The organism is Candidatus Spechtbacteria bacterium, assembly GCA_016188605.1.
Taxonomy (GTDB): domain Bacteria; phylum Patescibacteriota; class Minisyncoccia; order Spechtbacterales; family JACPHP01; genus JACPHP01.
In genome coordinates, this window is record JACPHP010000003.1 from 25,219 (window position 1) to 44,900 (window position 19,682).

Annotated in this window: 15 protein-coding genes and 2 tRNA genes; 8 read left to right on the plus strand and 9 right to left on the minus strand. The window is 44.1% G+C overall.

The genetic code is table 11. The features are described 5' to 3' along the window. Positions 1-31: 31 nt before the first annotated feature. Positions 32-2,548 carry an AAA family ATPase gene (locus HYV65_00500; GenBank protein ID MBI2462714.1) on the plus strand — a complete coding sequence of 839 codons (2,517 nt, stop codon included), beginning with the start codon at positions 32-34 and terminating at the stop codon, positions 2,546-2,548. Positions 2,549-2,706: 158 nt separating this feature from the next. Next, positions 2,707-5,169: an AAA family ATPase gene (locus HYV65_00505; protein MBI2462715.1), complete on the plus strand. Its 2,463-nt coding sequence runs from the start codon at positions 2,707-2,709 to the stop codon at positions 5,167-5,169. A gap of 132 nt (positions 5,170-5,301) precedes the next feature. Here the strand turns inward: HYV65_00505 and HYV65_00510 are convergent, their stop codons facing one another. Both HYV65_00510 and HYV65_00515 read right to left on the minus strand, forming a co-directional pair. Continuing rightward, positions 5,302-5,583: a hypothetical protein gene (locus HYV65_00510; GenBank protein MBI2462716.1), complete on the minus strand. Its 282-nt coding sequence runs from the start codon at positions 5,581-5,583 to the stop codon at positions 5,302-5,304. A gap of 65 nt (positions 5,584-5,648) precedes the next feature. Continuing rightward, positions 5,649-5,720: transfer RNA gene (locus HYV65_00515), tRNA-Glu, on the minus strand. 238 nt (positions 5,721-5,958) lie between these two features. Here HYV65_00515 and tsaD point away from each other — a divergent pair. Next, positions 5,959-7,188: a tRNA (adenosine(37)-N6)-threonylcarbamoyltransferase complex transferase subunit TsaD gene (gene tsaD / locus HYV65_00520; protein ID MBI2462717.1), complete on the plus strand. Its 1,230-nt coding sequence runs from the start codon at positions 5,959-5,961 to the stop codon at positions 7,186-7,188. Between the two features lie 40 nt (positions 7,189-7,228). Here the strand turns inward: tsaD and HYV65_00525 are convergent, their stop codons facing one another. Continuing rightward, positions 7,229-8,062 carry a hypothetical protein gene (locus tag HYV65_00525; protein ID MBI2462718.1) on the minus strand — a complete coding sequence of 278 codons (834 nt, stop codon included), beginning with the start codon at positions 8,060-8,062 and terminating at the stop codon, positions 7,229-7,231. 216 nt (positions 8,063-8,278) lie between these two features. Here HYV65_00525 and HYV65_00530 point away from each other — a divergent pair, with 216 nt between their 5' ends. The 4 genes from HYV65_00530 to HYV65_00545 all read left to right on the plus strand — a co-directional run bounded on the left by HYV65_00530 (position 8,279) and on the right by HYV65_00545 (position 13,969). Then, entirely contained in the window at positions 8,279-10,483 is a 2,205-nt protein-coding gene (locus HYV65_00530; protein MBI2462719.1) for a valine--tRNA ligase, read from the plus strand. Between the two features lie 101 nt (positions 10,484-10,584). Further along, the gene (locus tag HYV65_00535) at positions 10,585-11,328 is read left to right on the plus strand and encodes a PrsW family intramembrane metalloprotease (GenBank protein MBI2462720.1); all 744 of its coding nucleotides are present in this window, start codon (positions 10,585-10,587) and stop codon (positions 11,326-11,328) included. 29 nt (positions 11,329-11,357) lie between these two features. Then, positions 11,358-12,131, plus strand: a complete 774-nt coding sequence (locus tag HYV65_00540; GenBank protein MBI2462721.1) for an Hsp20/alpha crystallin family protein — start codon at positions 11,358-11,360, stop codon at positions 12,129-12,131. A gap of 134 nt (positions 12,132-12,265) precedes the next feature. Then, positions 12,266-13,969, plus strand: coding sequence for a VanW family protein (locus HYV65_00545; GenBank protein MBI2462722.1), 1,704 nt, complete (start codon positions 12,266-12,268; stop codon positions 13,967-13,969). Between the two features lie 258 nt (positions 13,970-14,227). Here HYV65_00545 and HYV65_00550 read toward each other — a convergent pair. Then, positions 14,228-14,311, minus strand: a tRNA-Leu gene (locus HYV65_00550). Positions 14,312-14,521: 210 nt separating this feature from the next. Between HYV65_00550 and HYV65_00555 the strand changes: the two genes are divergently transcribed. Then, complete coding sequence (locus HYV65_00555; GenBank protein ID MBI2462723.1) at positions 14,522-15,832, plus strand: hypothetical protein; 1,311 nt, start codon at positions 14,522-14,524, stop codon at positions 15,830-15,832. A gap of 80 nt (positions 15,833-15,912) precedes the next feature. Here the strand turns inward: HYV65_00555 and HYV65_00560 are convergent, their stop codons facing one another. The 5 genes from HYV65_00560 to HYV65_00580 all read right to left on the minus strand — a co-directional run bounded on the left by HYV65_00560 (position 15,913) and on the right by HYV65_00580 (position 19,666). Next, positions 15,913-16,470, minus strand: a complete 558-nt coding sequence (locus HYV65_00560) for a hypothetical protein (GenBank protein ID MBI2462724.1) — start codon at positions 16,468-16,470, stop codon at positions 15,913-15,915. Positions 16,471-16,508: 38 nt separating this feature from the next. Further along, complete coding sequence (locus HYV65_00565) at positions 16,509-17,000, minus strand: hypothetical protein (protein MBI2462725.1); 492 nt, start codon at positions 16,998-17,000, stop codon at positions 16,509-16,511. Positions 17,001-17,063: 63 nt separating this feature from the next. Further along, entirely contained in the window at positions 17,064-17,423 is a 360-nt protein-coding gene (locus HYV65_00570; GenBank protein MBI2462726.1) for a hypothetical protein, read from the minus strand. Between the two features lie 141 nt (positions 17,424-17,564). Beyond that, on the minus strand, positions 17,565-18,944 hold the full coding sequence (locus HYV65_00575) for an extracellular solute-binding protein (protein MBI2462727.1): 1,380 nt from the start codon (positions 18,942-18,944) through the stop codon (positions 17,565-17,567). Between the two features lie 146 nt (positions 18,945-19,090). After that, on the minus strand, positions 19,091-19,666 hold the full coding sequence (locus HYV65_00580; GenBank protein ID MBI2462728.1) for a class I SAM-dependent methyltransferase: 576 nt from the start codon (positions 19,664-19,666) through the stop codon (positions 19,091-19,093). Between the last annotated feature and the right edge of the window lie 16 nt (positions 19,667-19,682).

Consider the following 19,682-nt stretch of genomic DNA (forward strand, 5'->3'; position numbering starts at 1 on the left):
CATCCAACACAATAGCAAGGAGGAAAATGTAGTGCGTCTACGTAGTGGACCTAGGATTCTAGCTCCAGAGGAACTTTACGGCCGATGCGATCCTGCAAAATTTGCAGATAACTCTAGCGCCAAAGGTCCTCCTGTCGGATTCATTGGTCAAGAAAACGCATGTGCGTCGTTAGAGTTCGGACTCACAGAGCTTACGGATGGCTACAATATCATGGTTATTAATCCCAACAGCGGAAGTCGGCGTTCGGTGTTGCGCGAAGTTGTGCGAGAAATTTTGAACACCCACTCCTTGCCTTATGAACTGCATGATTATTGCTACGTGCACAATTTTGCAACTCCGGAGCGCCCATCTCTAGTCATACTGCCCGCGGGGCGAGGCAAGACCTTCCACAGAGACGTATTGGGATTATTCCAAATGCTTTCGCGGCAAATCCCCGAAGTTATGTCTAGCTTTGTCACAATTCAAAGCACGCAGGCGATACAAGACGAATGCGAGGGGCAAATCACTAATCGAATAGCAGCGTTCAGTATGATAGCCGAACAATCCGGACTGACAGTATATCAACGCACCAATCCTCAAGATGGTCATGGAATAATTGAGCTAGTAGGCATTGAACCTGCAATAAATCCGGAAACCTTTGAGCCTGTTATGACTCAAGATGGGAGACCACAGTTTGTTCGCGTCAAACTGCTTGATTGGGTGTGGAATAGAAATCTTAGTGACGACCAACGCTCTTGGCGCCACCAAACGGCCACTCTTTGGGGTGCGCGATTTCAGGAATTGTCACGTCTAATTTCTTCTCTAAAACAACAGACGAGAAAAAAGATTGATCGCCATCACAAACAACTGATTAACAATATAGCGGAAAACTCGACAGAATCATCGTCCTTGCGATCGCTGCGCGAAAATTATCCGGAAGCAAGGGAATATCTTACAGCATTGCGACGATATATTTTTGCTCATATCAATGAGTTTATGAGCCAGGGAAAAGATGATGGGGAGGAAGATTCTTCTAGCCAAGTGATTCCGATTCCTTTCGTCGTAAATGTCTATGTGGAAAATGATCCTGCGCAAACGCAGACGCCTATAATTAAGCCAAGCGATTTTACCCCGGCAAAATTTATTGGCACATTCAACACAGGACGTATGCCGAATGGCATGCCTCACATGGACCATACTAAAATGACTGCCGGCGATGTGGCGCGAGCAAATGGCTGCGTACTCATTATAGATGATGCGCTGCTTAAAAGCTCAAGGGGCGCTGTGCTGTGGCGGTGGTTAATTAAAACGCTGCATAATAAAACAATTGAACCTGAAGATGATACGGCTGGCGCCAATGAACTGCTGGGAATATCCAGCAGCACTAACTTCCGCCCACAGCTAATCCCGCTACAAATAAAAGTTGTCTTTCTTGTTGATCGCCGCATATACTACGATGTGCTCGTAAAAAATGTGGCCGATCAATTAGATGACTGCTTCCGTGTGCAGGCAGAACTATCTGACACAGCGCCTCGAACAGACGATAATGAAATGAAGTACAAGGCGTTTATCGATGACTGCCAGAAAGCCGCGGGGCTGTTGCCGTTTGACGCAACGGCCATAGCGCAAATTGTCCAGTACAGCTCGCGAATGTCTGGCGATAAGGAAGATCTTGCGCTTGATATGCGCGAAGTGAAAGCAATCTGTCTTGAAGCAAATCGCGTGGCACTTGATGCCAAGGCAAGCATTGTTACCAGGGAGCATGTCCAGCAAGGCGCTCAGAGAAAGCGTAAAAGGACATCACTTGTACGAAATAAGATGTTTCAGCTTATCGAGCGAGATATGATAATCATTCACACCGAAGGCAAAGAAGTTGGACGAGGCAATGGCCTTGCTGTGTTCAACACCATTAATGATCAGTTTGGATTGCCTATGACCGTAACATCACGTAAATTCTATGGTTCCGGCTTTAGTGTGCTGTTCCTAGATAGCCAAGCAAAAGCTACGGGCAAATCTTTCGAAAAGGCTGCCGGCACAATCGAAACCCTGCTTAAGGCCCGCTACGGAGAGTATCGAAACTTTCCTATCGCCGTAAGTATCTCATTTGAGCAGAACTATGGCGGTATTGATGGCGACAGCGCTTCGGTTATCGAGTGGCTGGTTGCGGTTTCCGCTATCGGCAACATTCCCCTACGACAGGATATTGCCATCACCGGCTCTCTGGGCCAACACGGCCAAGTACAGCCCATTGGTGGTGTCAATGAAAAAATTGAAGGATTCTTCGATGTCTGCTCAAGCAGAGGACTAAATGGCCAGGTGGTGCTAATTCCAGAACACAATGTTCGGAACCTAGCTCTTCGTCATGATGTAGTTGAGGCATGCGCGCTGGGTAAATTCCACGTGATGGCCTACAGCACTCCGGAACAGGTGATGGAGTTTGCCAGTGGCATCTCGATGGAAGAAGTCGATAAGATGAGCAACGACGCGATTGAGCAAGCAATCGCCCGCGCCAAAGAACAGAAAGAGAAAGCGGGCACTACTGCTAAGGATGAAAAAACAGAACAATAGAATATCTAAGGGCTCTTCGTAAGAAGAGCCCCTTTTCATTCTACTAAATAGTGTGGACATCACACTCCCTACGATATATAAAGTCAGTATTGATGGCTGATAAGCATCATGGAATGATACAGGCTCTTTAACAATTCATTTTGGAAAGGGGGCGTGATATGACGCTAAAGAAACTTTCAGCCGATGACCTAATCGCCAAATGTAATCCTAAAAAATTTGCAAACAAAAAATATACGTCTGACCCGCTGATAGGATTTATCGGTCAAGAAAAAGCGTATCGAGCTTTAATTGATGGGCTAACTCAACCCGCCAACGGCTATAACATCATTGCCATAGATCCGGGCATAGGGCTACAGTCGGTAATCAAAGAGGTAATTGCGCAAATAATCAACGATTATTCCGTCACAATATCGCAAAAAGATTATTGTTACGTGCACAATTTTGACGATCCTCTAGCGCCAACATTGCTCACCTTTCGCGCCGGTACAGGCCAGCAATTCCGTGCTGATATTTTGAAACTTTACGAAACATTGCAGATCAAAATTCAGGAAGCCCTGGCGGCTGGCGACTATCACATGCAACTGCAGCTAATGGCGGAGGATGCAGAAGCGCGCGTTCAAAAAATTTGGGCAATTCTCAATAGAGAAATGGACGGCGATCGCCTTATTATGCATGACGTTGGCGACGGCCTTCATCTGTTTAATTTTGCAAGGCGCAAAAATTCTGATGAAATGCAGCTGATGCCGGCGGAACTTTGGATAAATGATGTCACTAATAGCATTAGCGATGAAGAACTTCAAAAACGCCGCGGCGCGCGCGCAAAATGGCAATCATCTATTTTCCGGGCAGCCAAAGAGGCGCAAGAGATTTCTCTTGCTCTGAAAAATGACGCTGCGGAAATGACAAAAATTATTGCCGTAAACACAATCAACAAATGCGTTGATCCTCTAATCGTTTCGTATCCGCAAGCCACGATGTTTATAGAAAAACTCGGGCAATTTGCTCTTAGTAAACTGCCTTTCTTTAGCGGACAGGCGTCTGCAAACGATCAAGGCGATCACGAGCATGATGGCAAAGAAGAGGGTGATGATGAGGAAGATGAAGCGAAAATTGCATTTTACGTAAACGTTTACGTCGAGAACAATCCGGACAGCAAAATGCCACTTATTGTCGAAGCGTCGCACATGACTTACGCCGATATATTCGGCGAACTTGACCGTGATAGCCGCCTTGGCACGTATTACACTGACCACTCCAAGCTTTCTGCCGGAGCGATTGCCGTAGCAAACGGCGGCGTGCTGTTTATTGACGGCAACCAATTTTTCACAAGCCAAAACGGACAGCAAATGTGGGATGCTCTGCGCCATACGCTAAAAACGCGCATGATTGAGCTCAAAGAACTGGCGGATGAAGATGGTATTCCTCTTCCGCACAAGCTTCGCCCTCAGCCAATTCCCTTTGAAGGAAAAGTTGTCCTACTGATAAGCCCCGCGATATACGAACTATTGCTTCATATATTTCCGTCTGATGTGCATTCTCTATTTTGTATATCTGCTTGGTTTTCTTCGACCGCTCCGAGAACAAAGATGAATGAATATAAATACGCGCAATTTGTTACATGTTGCCAGCAATCGGAAGGGCTTCTCGCGTTTACGCCGAGTGCTATTGCAAGGATTATTGAATACGGATCACGCCTTGCGGAAGATAAAGAAAAACTTTTTTTAAACATGAGCCCTGTTAAGGCGCTTGTTATTGAAGCTAGTACTGTGGCTCAAGATACCAACGCGCGAGAAGTAACTGCGAGCCATGTGGAACGCGCGATTTCCATTCAGCGCGAACGAGTATCTCTTATTCAAGATCGTGGACTTGAAAATATTGTTCAAGGCCAAATTATTATTCGCGTGAAGGGCAATGAAATAGGCAGAGGAAATGCTCTGGCGGTATTTGAAGAAGCTGGCGAAGAATTTGGTTTGCCAGTAACAATCACTGCTCTGCGCCACCCCAGCGAAGCATTCGCAATCTCAATTTTAGACGCTGATGCTGGCCAGACGGGTAAGGTGTTTAAGAAATCGGGCGGTATTATCACAAGCATCATTAAAAACTATTACGGCGCTAGCAGTGAAATTCTTTTTGATATCACAATATCATTTGAACAAACCTATGACGAAATTGACGGCGACAGCGCGTCTACCATTTTAATTTGCACTGCTCTTTCCGCCATTGGCAATATCCCGCTGCGGCAAGACGTTGCAATTACGGGCTCCGCAAACCAGTTAAGCGAAACCCAAGCAATTGGCGTAGTCAACCAAAAAATTGAAGGTTTTTTTGACACCTGCGTCGCGTTAGGCGCGCTAGCCGGCCAAACCGTTCTCATTCCCGAACATAATGTAAGAGATCTAATGGTCCGTAAAGATGTCGTTCTGGCGTGTGAAAAAGGCGCTTTCAACGTCTATTCTTACTCAACGTGGCGCGAGGCAATGGAATTCATAACGGGCCTTTCTATGGCGGAGGTTGACCAGCGCGTCAGGGCCGAAATCTCTAAGGCAAAACGCCGCGAACAACGCTCTGAAGCAAAGAAAAAGAAAAAGAAAACTGCCAGAAAAATAACTACTGATAAATAATGTAAAAGCCCCCGCCCTGAACTGACCCCAAAGTGGACACTTTCAGTGTCTACTTTGAAGGATACGGTTCGGGACGAGGGCTTATTTTTTCATACGCTCATTCTTTCGATTGATTTTTTGCGTAGAGAAAATTTAGCATGCAATGATTCTGCAATAATCGTTATCCCCCAACTCTTCGTGAACCTTCATGTGAGTTTTCACAACGTAATCCTGAAAAGCTTCTTCGATATCTTCATCGTCTAGGCGTTGCGATGCCGCAAAACACATATCTATATAAAACCATTGCCAACATTCTTCGCACGATTTGATATGATCAGTAGCATTTTGCCTGTCGTTTTGATTAATAGAATCTACGCTCTTTTTCTCGAATGTATGTATTTTCTTGACTAAAGATCTTGCATCCTCGCACTTCATGGTTCTTGCCTCCCTAATCTATATGCTTATTATTAGTAAAGAACCGCTTAACTTACGAAACAAAGTAGCCCTAAGGAGAATCGAACTCCTGTTGCCAGGATGAAAACCTGACGTCCTAACCACTAGACGATAGGGCCAAAAAAGCGAGGGCTCACAGCTTTTTTGGGCCTGCAAAAAGCAGGCGGGGTAGTCAAATGCCAACAGTTTTTTGTCCGAGCCTATGGCGAGTAGTACAAGGCATTTGACGGTACCTTAGCGTTGAGTGAGTATCATTTATTATAAAATCTCTGCGACCTAAATTGCGCAGACACTAACTATCATGCCAAAAAAATTGAAAAATGACAAGCTTTGCGGTATAATGCTGCCGACTACATTATGAAAATTATTCTGGCCATAGAAACATCCTGCGATGAAACTGGAATAGCCGTCGTTCAGGGCTCGGGTAGAACCAAGCCCGTTATTAAAGTCCTCGCGGATGTTATTGCTTCCCAAATTGCAATTCACAAAAAGTACGGCGGGGTCGTGCCGCATCTTGCCGCGCGCGAACACCAGCGCAATTTAATTCCCGCATTGCACAAAGCATTACGGGAAGCTAAATTGCTAAATTCAAAAATCAAAACGCAAAATGCAAAACTACAATTCAAAATTAGAAATGTACGGGCCGCGGAAGCAATTCTCGCTCGGGAACCAGAACTGGCAAAAAAATTTTTATCTACCATTGTCAGCGAGCCCATACCACAAATTGACTATATTGCCGTAACAAAGGGTCCGGGATTGTCGCCAGCACTTTGGACGGGCATAAATTTTGCAAAAGCGCTTGCGCTGCTTTGGCATAAGCCGCTTCTTGGAATTGACCACATGGAGGGACATCTCTCCGCTAATTTCATAAATGAAATTAGCGGAATTTCCAATTTCCAATTTCCAATTTCCAAAACCTCCTTCCCTATTCTTTGTTTAACTGTTTCCGGTGGACACACTCAACTAGTGCTCGCGCGCGACTGGGCTCAGTTTGAATTGCTCGGCGAAACTGTTGATGATGCCGCTGGTGAAGCTTTTGATAAAGTCGCGCGCATGCTGGAGCTTTCCTATCCTGGCGGACCGGAAATCAGCAAGCTCGCAAAAAATGGAAATCCTAAAGCATTTCCATTTCCCCGCCCGATGCTTAGCATGAAAAATTACCTCTTTAGTTTTTCCGGACTTAAAACTGCTGTGCTTTACACTTTGAAAAAAATTGAAAAAATTACACCAGAAATAAAACAGGATATCGCGGCATCCTTCCAGCAAGCTATCGTTGACGTGCTTGTAAAGAAAACTATCAGCGCCGCCAAAGAATATAACGCAAAAACAATTATGCTAGCCGGAGGCGTTGCCGCGAATCAAGAACTCAGAAATAAACTACGCCAAGCAATAGAACAAAATCTCCCGAATACGATATATAAAATACCAAATACTAATCTATGCACCGACAACGGCGCAATGATCGGCGCTGCGGCATACATTCGCCTCGCCACGCAGAAGCTTTATGCGAAGGCAGGCCTTGCGCAAAAAGATTTTGACGTCCGCCCTATTGAAGCCGAGCCGGCTCGGCTAATTACGGATAATTAAAAGACCTGTCGGGATGACAGGTCTAAATACATGATACTTATTATCTACTAGTCTTTTTGCTTCCCGTATCTTCCTCAATCGTCGGGCAAAATGGATTATTCACGCCATCCTTTAGCGCGCTGAGGGGCGTGTGCTCTATAACAAAGGATGGCGCTTTGAATGCTAGCCAAGTGCAACCTATTAAAGTCGCGACAGCTGCCGCGATAGCAGCGCCTACCAAAATGGCTCCTCCGATAAAATCAAAATACTGCCAGATACCTACAAGGCGAATCGGCTCGAGCACCAATACAATAATCGCAAAGATTGCCCAGGTAGCAAGGTGTAAAAACAATACGGCTTTCGCAAATCGCGGCATAATTTCACGAGCATTTCCGATAATGTAAGACTGTAATATTGCCAGTATAACCAACCACATTATTGCGAGCGTGACATTGCCGCTGTTATCATTCTCAAAAATATTACCCCAGAGCGTAGGGTCGATGAAGAAAATAACAGCGACATAAACTAGAGAGCCCCAAATCAGAAACATAAAAATCCACAATGTCGCTACAAATCCCACCTTCCATGTCGCCGGGCAGATAGAAATCTTTCTATGGTCTTCCCTATAGCCTCCGTAAGAATATCCCAGAAGAACATTCATGTATCGGTATAATCCAGTTGTCCATAAATTGTCGTCTCTTGCAAAAAACGTATTGGCAAGTTGCACTGAAGATCCAACGAATAAAGGCAAACAGAAGAATACTCTGACGGTCCATACTACGGTCCACCAGAACCAACTTTCTTGCACCGAGATACTATTCATCCACATCGCCGTACCCAGAGCTACTAACATAGCAACGACCCAAAGCGCGCGAAGCTTATTCAACTTATCCATCTTAACGCTCCTTTCCTTGTTAAAAAACTTTCCTCTTTCCCTAGATTTCCATAACAGAAACATTCTGTCAACACCCCGTTAGAGATAAATGTAGCACTGGGTTGATTGATGAGAATAAAAATCAACTATATTCAATATTTTAGATTGTTTTAGCCATAAATCTCTAACGGGGTCAAGCTTCACCGATTCTTTTTTCTCTGCCATAATACAGACATTATGAAAACCAAAAAAGAATTACCTAAAAGTTATGAACATCTAATAAGTGAGCCGAAAATCTATGCTCTTTGGGAAAAGAGCGGCTTTTTTGACCCCACTTCGCCTCGCTACACTCGGCTTCGCGGGGCAAGTCCCTCAAAAAAATACGGAAAAAATGAAACATTTTCTATCATCATGCCGCCGACGAATGCCAACGACCCTCTACACATTGGACATGCTATGGGTATGACTACACAGGATATTATGATTCGCTACAACCGCATGCAGGGCAAAAAAACTTTGTGGCTGCCAGGCATGGATCACGCGGGATTTGAAACGCAGGTTGTTTATGAAAAGAAACTTGCAAAGCTTGGCCGCTCGCGCTTTGATATGACGCGCGAACAATTTTACCAAGAAGTTTGGGATTACACACAAAAAAATAGCGAAACTATCCGCGGACAGATAAAAAAACTTGGCGCCTCTTGCGATTGGTCTCGCGAAACATTTACGCTAGATAAAAATGTAATACAAACAGTATACGATACCTTTAAAAAAATGACTGATGAGGGTTTAATTTATCGCGCAGAAAGATTGGTGAACTATTGCACCAAACACCGCACGGCTTTTTCCGAACTTGAAATTGTGCACGAGGAGCGCAAAGACCCTCTCTACTATATTAAATACGGTCCGATCACCCTTGCCACCGTACGCCCTGAAACAAAATTCGGCGACACTGCTATTGCTGTGCATCCAAAAGACAAACGCTACCAACAATATATAGGAAAGAAGATTGAAATTGAGACATTGCTCGGCAAAAAAATGATTAAGATTATTGCCGACGAAGTAGTTGACTCGGAATTTGGAACGGGTGCTGTAAAAGTAACGCCGGCGCACGACCAAACCGACTTTGAAATTTGGCAGAGGCACAAAGACGAAATCCCCGGCCCTATTAAAGTTATAGGACAAGACGGCAAGCTAACTGAAGTTGCGGGCCCATACGCCGGAATGAAAGTTGAGGAAGCGCGCCAAAAAGTTGTAGAAGATATGCAACAAGCGGGACTGCTAGAAAAAATTGACGATACATACGAGCATACCGTGAGCTTGTGCTACAAATGCAATACCGTGCTTGAGCCAATGCTAATGAAGCAATGGTTTGTGCGCATGCAAACACTAGCGCAACCAGCCATAAAAGCCGCGCAAAAAAAAGAAGTGGTTTTTGTGCCGGCTAATCAAGGAAAAATTTACCTGCATTGGCTGCGCAATATAAAAGACTGGAACATCTCTCGCCAAAATTGGTGGGGCATTGCAATACCCGCATGGAAGTGCACCGCTTGTTCAACGCCAGAAAAGGAAGTTTGGACTGTTACTAACGGCAAAGAGCCAAAAGCATGCCTGCAGTGTAAAAAATTAACCGATCTTGCGCGCGATCCTGATGTGTTTGATACATGGTTTTCTTCCGGCCAATGGCCGTATGCCACTTTGGGTTATCCGAATGGCAAGGATTTCAAAACATTCTATCCAACATCTATAATGGAGACGGGCTATGATATTTTGTTTTTCTGGGTGGCGCGCATGATAATGCTTGGCATATATCGCACTGGCAAAGTTCCGTTTAAGACTGTATATTTGCACGGCCTTGTACGCGATAAAGATCGCCAAAAAATGTCTAAGTCCAAAGGCAATGTTATTGACCCGCTTGGAATTGTAGAAATCTATGGCGCCGATGCGCTACGTATGGCACTAATAGTAGGCAATCTGCCCGGACGTGATCCAATAATTTCTGAAGACAAAATCCGCGGCTACCGCAATTTCTCTACAAAACTGTGGAATATCACGCGATTTATTTTAATGAACTGCCAAGATTATTCGCCTGCTAAAAAAATTACACTCACTCCAGCTGACAAAAAAATCATAAAAGAGTTTGACCGCGTGCGCGTTAAAGTAACCAAGAATATGGACGCGCTGAAGTTTTCGCATGCAGCGGAAATGCTGTACCATTATTCATGGCACGCGTTTGCTGATAAAATCATAGAAGCATCAAAGCCATTACTACAGGAAAGTGCTGACGCAAAAAAACGCGCAGCGCGCCAGCATGTTTTGATCACGACCCTAGCTGACACATTAAAACTCTTGCACCCGTTCATGCCATTTATCACCGAAGAACTCTACGGTTCCCTGCCGCTTAAAAAACACGGATTGCTAATGGTGGAAAAATGGCCGGAGTAACTTTGAATCATGAATTGTGAATAATGAATCATGAATACTATGATTGATTCACTACTGCAATCCACTATTCATGATTCGTGATTCATTATTCAATTTACGTCATGCTCGCAGACATTCAAATTTTCGCCTGCTCTCCCGGATGTTTGGGAATTTTCGCTCTATCGTTTATACCAAGCCTAATTTGGCTAGCTTTTTTTTGGGTACAAGATAAAAACCCGGAGCCGAAACGTATTATTCTGCGCGTTTTTTTATGGGGTTTCCTTATTGCAATTCCAGTTATTGTCATTGAAAATATGCTGCAATATTATGCATACCCCCTATTTACGGCAACTGGTACCGCGTGGCTATACGGTTTTCTAGGAATTGCATTAATTGAAGAAACGGCAAAATATCTCACCGTGCGCTATAAGGCCGTGCCACTGCGCGTTTTTGACGAGCCGCAAGATGCCATAATTTATATGATTACTGTCGCGCTAGGCTTTGCGGCAATTGAAAATTTCTTTTACGCGTTCAGCGCGTACAATCTCGGTTTTTCCGCATCTATGGCTTCACTTGCGGGAAGATTTATCACATCAACACTGCTTCATGTTGTCAGCTCCGGAATCCTTGGCTACTTTCTTGCGCGAATATATTTTCTTGAACAAGAAAAAAATTCTCTTGCGATATTGCTAACAGGTCTAATGTTTTCCACAGTGTTGCATGGTTTGTACAACTATTTTATAATTCAGACAGGAGGATATATGATATTATCTGTTATTCCTGTTATGCCCGTGGCTCTCCTTCTTACAAGTAGCGTATTTCTCCTATTTCTTTATTGGCATTTACGTACATTTTCTTATCAATAATTTTTTTTCACCGCTTGGTGAATATAAATATGACTAAATCTTTTTTTGAAAAACTTGCGAGCTCCCTCAGGATGGAAGAAGCTAAAGAAGAAACGGCGCAATACGACGAAGAACAGGTTACCGCAGCGGAAGAAAATGCGGAAATACCTATGGAAGAAATGACCGATTCGGAAACAAATCCCGGGTCTGAAGAAACGGGTACAGAACCGGAAACTGTGCCTTATCCCGGCGAAGAAGAGGATGATAGGGCCAAGGAAGAGATGACGGACGACGAAGAAAACGAAGGAGGAGAGGACGAGGAAGAGAACGACCTGGAGGGTTCGTATACCGCCGTTACGCAAGAACCAAAGAAATACGAAACACAACTTGCGGCCGCACGATCAAAAACTACAACACGCCATCGTCGCGTTGCGCACAAACATATCACATTGCCCCGCGTACAAGAAACAGAGGATATGATGGATGAAGATATGGAAGGACAACTTGCAATTGATGTGTACCACACAGAAGATGATATTATCATCAAGTCCACAATCGCAGGCGTTGATCCGGAAGATTTGGATATAAACATCGCGGGTGACACTGTAACCATTCACGGCGAAAGAAAAAAAGATCATGAGATTTCCAATGAGAGCTATTACTACCAAGAATGCTACTGGGGTAGCTTCTCTCGTTCTATAGTATTGCCGGTTGAAGTAGATGGGGACAAAGCAGAGGCAGGATTTCAAAATGGTATTCTCACCATTCGCTTACCAAAAGTTGCAAAGAATAAATTAAAAAAAATCCGCGTGACGAAGAGATAGAAAATCATAAACCTTCCTTTTTTTCGTCATTGCAAGTAGCAGCAAAGCAATCCCGTCTACTCTATATACTACATACGAGATTGCTATGCCCCGCTACTACGAGTCTCGCGATGACAAAAATAAAATCTCCGAATATGAGCGCGCCAAAAAAAATTAATTTCCATCACGTAAAAATTTTTACTCCAACACTGCTCCTAATTGGGGCAGTGTTTTCGGTTGGCTTAGTTGCAATGAATTCTAATGTGGTTGTACGAGGCGTGCGCCTAGCGAGCGAGTCGGTCGGTAATCTTTCATACACGGCTTTATCGCAAAAAATTCGTGCCAATGTATATACTTTTGAAAACACGCCTGTCGTGCTTATTCTTCCTGACGGTACGCACTACAAAGACGCGACTCCCTTGCTGCTGGGTGTGAGAATAGACGCGGACGCAACACAAGCCGCGGTTTTTTCCGCCGGACGCACTACGTCTTTTCTTGGTGATATCTCGCAACAATTTCGTTTGTTTATAATCGGAACTGATGTTAAATATCAAGGAACTATTGATGAAGCGGTAATGAAAAATTATTTATACAATCATGTCTCGCAATTCTACAAACCGGCGCGGGATGCCACAATTTACTATGACGATCTCTCGCATTCATTTGTCGTTCAAGGCGAAGCAGCTGGAAATGTAATAAATACCACTATGTTAATGACCGACCTTTCCCGTCGCATGGCGACGCTTTCTGCTTCACCAATTGCTACTTTTATGCGCGTGGATAAGCCGATGATATTACAACCTTCGGCGCAAAACGCCAAAGAACAAGCAATCAATATCATTTCACGCAATCCCCTCCGCCTATCCTATGAAGACGGGGAATGGAACGTACAAGCAGATGACCTCGCTTCATGGCTCGCTTTCATGCCAAACCCCATAGACCCCAAAACTCTTGAGATAACAGTAGACCAGCAGAAAGTCAGCGAATATCTCATTCAGCTTGCGCCTGGAATTAACATTACGCCAGTTGACGCCGTTTTCACCGAAGAAAATGACCGCGTTAAAGAATTTAAGCTTTCCACGCAAGGGCGCGAACTAAATGTTGAAAAAAGCGCGCAAAAGATTGCGGAAGAAATTATTCATAATTCTACATTACCGGTCACTCTTGTTGTTGATTCTAAAGATGCCAATATTACGAGCGAAAAGATAAATGACTTGCGCATTACATCGTTAATTTCCTCTGGCACCACTGATTTTGCCGGCTCTCCCAAAAATCGCGTTCATAATATTCAAACCGGCGCCGCTAGATTCCAAGGAACGCTAGTCGCTCCCGGAGAGGAATTCTCTTTTAATACCATACTTGGCGAAGTCGATGCTGATACCAGCTATTTACCAGAACTTGTTATTAAAAAGGATAAAACCGTTCCTGAATACGGCGGTGGAATATGCCAAATATCCACCACCCTTTTTCGCGCGGCCGTATACGCCGGATTTGAAATAACCGAACGATACAGCCACGCTTACCCAGTAAAATATTACGGCACCCCTGGATTTGACGCCACCATTTATCCGCCACACCCAGATTTGCGCTTCAAAAATAATACGCCGGGATATGTTCTTATACAGCAAAACATTGAAAAGACAAAAATAACTTTTGATATATATGGCATGGATGATGGCCGAAAAACAAAGGTAGACGGTCCCGTTATTCTGTCGAAAAACGAAGAAGATGATTCTATGAAAACATTGTTAACACAAACTGTCGTCGATAAAGATGGAAAAATAATGTTCACTAAAAAATTCTACTCAAACTACAAATCACCGGAACTGTACCCCGTAAATAGAAATCCATACGAATAGTTAGTTTGAAGTTTAAATTTTATGCGCTCTAAACTTGAAAACCCCGCCAATTGGCGGGGTTTTCAATATTTGTGCCGAGGGGGGGAGTTGCCCACAAATAAATTTCCTAACGGAAATTTTTCGCGGGCCGCTCCTCGCGGCGCTAGCCTTCCGCTCTAAGCGGAAACTAGCGCATCGCTGCGGCCTTCAACTCCCGACGCACGCAAAGCAGTTTGCGTGCTCCCTCGGCACACTAATAAATTATCCAAATTGTATATGTGCCGAGGGGGGGAGTTGAACCCCCAAGCCCTTGCGAGCACTAGCTCCTAAAGCTAGCGTGTCTGCCAATTTCACCACCTCGGCATAGATACATTCTATACAATATGACATATCACGTCGCCATTGACAATACCGTAAATCAATGTATTATTTACTAACGCACATTGCCAACTAAATAGCAAGGGGGGAAATTCTGTGAAGCGAGTGGTGGTACTGGTATACGCTGCTATTCTAGCAGCGTTCGGCACAGCTTTAAAATTTGCGCGACAACTATCTAATGCAAGGAGGTATCCCATGAATTATTTCCACGAAGAGCGTGATAGCGGACATTCGCGCGATTCCTATCGTGCGAATGTCAAAAGTCGAATCACGAATTTACTAGATAATAAATTTTTTAAAAGCGCCGAATATGCGGCAGTATTTCTAGTATGGCCGATGCTAATCTATGCCTTCGTTCATATAATTGGAGGCAACCCAACCTCCAACGATGCTGCGTGGCGCATTCTCAACTCTTGGTGGAATATCGGCGGCATAATTATAGCCGCTATTGTTTCACTAATTATTCTGGGAATTTTTTTGCGCGGCACGGAAGTATCTCCGACATTTGAAAAAATATCTGTCAGGGCTATGCTTGCTCTGATTGTATGGACAGCGGCAGTGCCGTTCTTTTGGGAATGGGTGCCCTCGCTTAGCAATACTCCGCTCCTGCGGCTGGCGGTAATCGCTCTGATTTCTGCAGGACTGATGATCTCCGCGCATTGGATCGCTAGCGCATTTTCGCCAGTGTGGAAAATGCACGCAAGGGGCTGGCTATTTGCAGTCATCGCAGTCGCGCTCGTCTCGGTGCTATGGCAATTCATACCAACGCCCGAAAAAGCGCCTCCGCTGATTCCCGAATCGGTATCAAGCTGGGTAAGCCAGCTAGGCAAGGAACAACCGCGCGTTACAGTAGCTACTGCTTCGCCACCTGTCCGTCCTGCGTACAGCCCTCCGGCAACTGCGCCGAACGCATCGTTATCAAAATATCAGCCCGGATTTTCTGGTGTTGAGAATGACGGAGATATTACTACAGTCTACCTCAATGGCACTGAAGAACAGGGCCTTCAAGCGGCAATGGTACAGCCAGGAGAGAAGTATGAGGTGCGGTTAAAAAAGAATGGCGGTAATATAAGCTCATTTGATCCCGTAACAAAAAAATATAACGAGGAATCTCTGCATGGCATACTAGACGGATACGTTTACAAAAACGCCAGTCCCAAATGCCCAAGCGTTGACTGGTCTAGCAACTTCCGCTATTCAAAGGTTGAGGGCATCAAGCCGAACGCCACTCTTGTTGTCCTTGGAATCGGTTCTACGAACGAGACGGTTGCACAATTTGCAGATAATAAATACATAATGTCGGTACAGAATAGCGCCAACATCGCTCGGTCGCTCTCGCTGTATTATCATTCCGCGACATACTACTGGCTAGACCAGAAAGACGGCGTGTTCTTTCCGTCGCAAGAGCTAGCGTCTTGCCTTGGAAGGCCTGTGGTGGTATGGAAAAACGGATGGCAAGACCAAGGCAAGACGTCTCAAATATTTGAAATAAGGAAATTGCAATAATTTAAATCCCCTGTCCCGCAACCGCGGAACAGGGGATTTTACTTTCTCAGAATTGTTCTTTCTCTCTTAGCTAGAGAATATTATTTCGTACCCAAAAATCCAATTATCAAACTCGGAAGAAGTCTTGCGACAACCGCAAGAACAATTCCAAACACCGCGTAAAGAAGTAGATTCTTTGCCCTAGTAATGTTGTTGGGTTGCTGACCTGCTGTAAGGAACAAAAATGCGGCGTACAGAATTATAACAACGGAGAGTGTGCCTATAATAAGAAATAGGATGTTAAAAATCTGCCTTATTAAAGAGAAGGTGCAAAGAACACCAAACCCAGACATTACTAATCCCCTAGATGTTTTAGGAGTTAATAAATCGTTATTATCAAGTTGCGAATTTATCGCATCGGTAGATTCTGCTGGAAGAACGGTGTCCGCTGGCAATAACGCTTGGTTTGTGCTTACAGGATCCTGAAACTTAGACCCAATCAGAGTATTAACGTCTGCCGCATCTAGATCCGCGCGGACCGTACATTTTGATGCCGATGAAATTGGATTTGCAGCATAAATGAATGTAGTAGGTATCACCCCTACTGTAATCATCAATATAAGGGTTACAATGTTTCTTTGAATAAATTTTCTTCTCATAACTAGAAATGCTACCTACCTGACGTAAATTTTACACCTTATTTCGTACCCAAAAATCCAATTATCAAGCTCGGAAGAAGTCTCGCGACAACCGCAAGAATAATTCCAACCACCGCGTAAAGAAGTAGGTTCTTTGCTGTCACGAGGTTAGTAGGAGTCTGACCTGCTGTAAGGAACAAAAATGCGGCGTACAGAATTATAACAACAGAGAGTGTGCCGACAACAAGAAATAGGATGTTAAATATTTGTTGCACCAAAGCAAAGGTGCAGAGAACGCCAAATCCAGATCTTATCGCATCATTAACAACGTTTCCCGCGGCAATACCACTCGGCAAAACCGTCCCCGGGGCAATAAGAGCGCCCCCTCCTCCTACTAGCGTATTAACATCTACTGCTGAAATCTCTGACCGTACAACGCATTCATTTGCCTGTACAATAGGATTGGCCGCATATGCCAGAGGCGCTAAAAACGTCAATACGATAAATAATGACGCAATATATACAAGGCTCTTTTTAATTATTTTTTGCATAAAATAAATTAAATAATAAATTTTAGTAATAATTATAACAGTGACCTTTTTTTAATAAATAGACTAAATACCGGCAATGGCGTATCTTAAAATTGATACTATTATTTTCGCCAATACGATTACAGTAAACCCAATGAGCGCCCATTTTAATACTTCCTTTGCTGTTCTTAGTTGAGTGGCGTTCCCGCCAGAAATCATAAATAGAAATGCTGCGTACACAATAATGATAAGCAATACGGGACCGGCAAAAACTATAATAGTATCAAGTACTCTGTCCAACAAAGCTGTAAACGTATCCGAATCAATCGGGTTTTGAATTTGAATCGGTCCGGGATCAGCTGCCAACGCAAAAGGAACAAACCCTGTTACCAGTATAGCACTAGCCAAAAAAAAGAACATTGTGGATAAGATATTACGTTGCATGATGTGATTCTTACATTTTACTATTAAGTATCGAGGCGAAATTATATAACAATAATGAATAATGAATTGTGAATCATGAGTTGCGCATTGCCTACTATTCCTATTCATTATTCACAATTCATGATTCATAATTCAAAGTAATCACTGCACCACCCCTCTCCGCACTTTCTGAAAAATTGCTGATATATCATTTTGCGCCTTGCCCAACGCATCTGCTGGCGCTGTCGCGCCGGATGCCACGGAATCAATCATTGTTATCAACGCATTCTCCGTTGAAACATTATCGCCCATGTACCACGAACGCGCTATGAGGGTTTGGTCAACAAAGGGCTTTAGTAAATCAGAGGCATTTTTATCCTGCCAAGCAATTAACGATTTCAACGCCGTCGGACGTTGTACTTTCGTCAAATATTCTTTCTCATTCTCCTCCCGCGCTAGGAACAATATAAACTGCCACGCGGCGTCGCTGTGCTTTGAATTTTTGGAAACAGTAAGCCCCCAATAATTTGCGAATGCCGCCTTCTGACGCTGATCGCTCGGCTGTGGAATGGGCGCTACGGCAAAATCAAGATAGCGATTCTTCTGTTGAATCGTCGGTATCATATAGGAATAATTAATCATCATTGCCGCGTCTCCGGCTACAAAAGCGTCCACTGAATAATGCATATCCGGGCTCCATGAATAAACCTCGCTTTTTTTATCCGCAAAAGAAGTATAGAACTCAAGCGCTTGCAAACCCGGATCAAAACGCTTACCCTGCGCGTCGTACACGGGGTCGGCAAAAGTTGGTTTGGTTTGCGCGTCATCAGTCATGCGCGTACCGGTCTGAAGCATCAACATTGCAAGTATATCGGTTGAACGATTTATATTTTTACCAGTACCCATGACTACACCAGCTAAATCAACGTTGCCAGAAGCGTTGTACTTGGTAAGTTTCTTTACGTACGTTACAAAATCATCCCATGTTTTGGGCGGGTCTATTAAAGTGTTGTTATGGAAATACGTGCGGTTATAATAAAGCGCGAGCGTATCAACAAAAAGCGGAATGGCATATACCCGCGGAGGGGAGATTTGGTTTGCGCCAGTTTGCGCGGCAAAGTCATAGCGCACAACATCGGGATAGCGGTTTTGAAAATCGTCAAACGAAAGCTGTGAAGACGGCGCCGGCTCAATATTTTTTTGCTCAAGCGGCAGCCATGTATTGTGTATTGCAAAAATGTCCGGCCCGTTCCCCTGCATAAACGCTTGCTTTAAATCGGCACGATATGTGTCATATTCTTTCTTGCGATAGGCAACGCTAATATTAGGATATTGCTGATTGAACTTTGCAATCAAAGAAGCGTATACATCACTATCTTCAAATACATTCCAGAAGTCCAGATTCACCACTTCTTGCTGAACCGGTGGCGCCACGCATTTACTTAGTCCGGGAATAAAGCAAAACCAAAGCCCCGCGCCAAGCGCGATGGTGAGAATAACTACTGCGCCTATGATGAGTTGGTTGCGCTGATAAGGCTCCATAGACTACTTTGAATAGTGAATCATGAATTGTGAATAGAGAATGACTGGTTACTAAAGTGCATGATTCGTGATTCACTATTCATGATTCATTGTTGTAAGATTAATTACCAGAGATCTCTCGCGCTACGCTCGAGATGACACAAATATTATATACCAAATACCAACCCATAGTGGTGGCTTCCGGCGGCAAATTCTTTTTCCAACACAAAACCTTCCTTCTCTGCTAGAGTCACAAAATCTTCACGAGATAACCTGGCCTTGGTTTGCGGACCCCAGGGCGCTTCCGCTCTCCATTCTATTATAACAAGTTTACCTTTCTTTTTTAATACACGCTTTGCTTCACGAATAATTGCACCCTTGTCTTTAACCTGAAAAAGCACGCTGGTGCAAAAAACAATATCAACCAATTTCTCCGGCAAAGTTGACCCTTTCTCGCGCTCAAGATCGCCGCGAATTGCTTGTACTTGAGTTAAACCATATAGTTTGGCCCGACTGCGCACGGATTCTATAGGACCCTTTTGAATATCTATGGCATACACAGCTCCTTGCGCCCCAACCTTACGCGCGATTAAAATCGCAAAATGCCCAGCGCCACACCCAAAGTCCGCAACCGCCATACCCTCTTTTATGCCTAGCTTATCTAGCAGGGATTGAGGATCGAGAAAGTTCATGTTTCCAGCCGTTATTTCAGTATGTATTTTTGCCTTAGGTTCGAGAGACATACACTAACTTTGAATA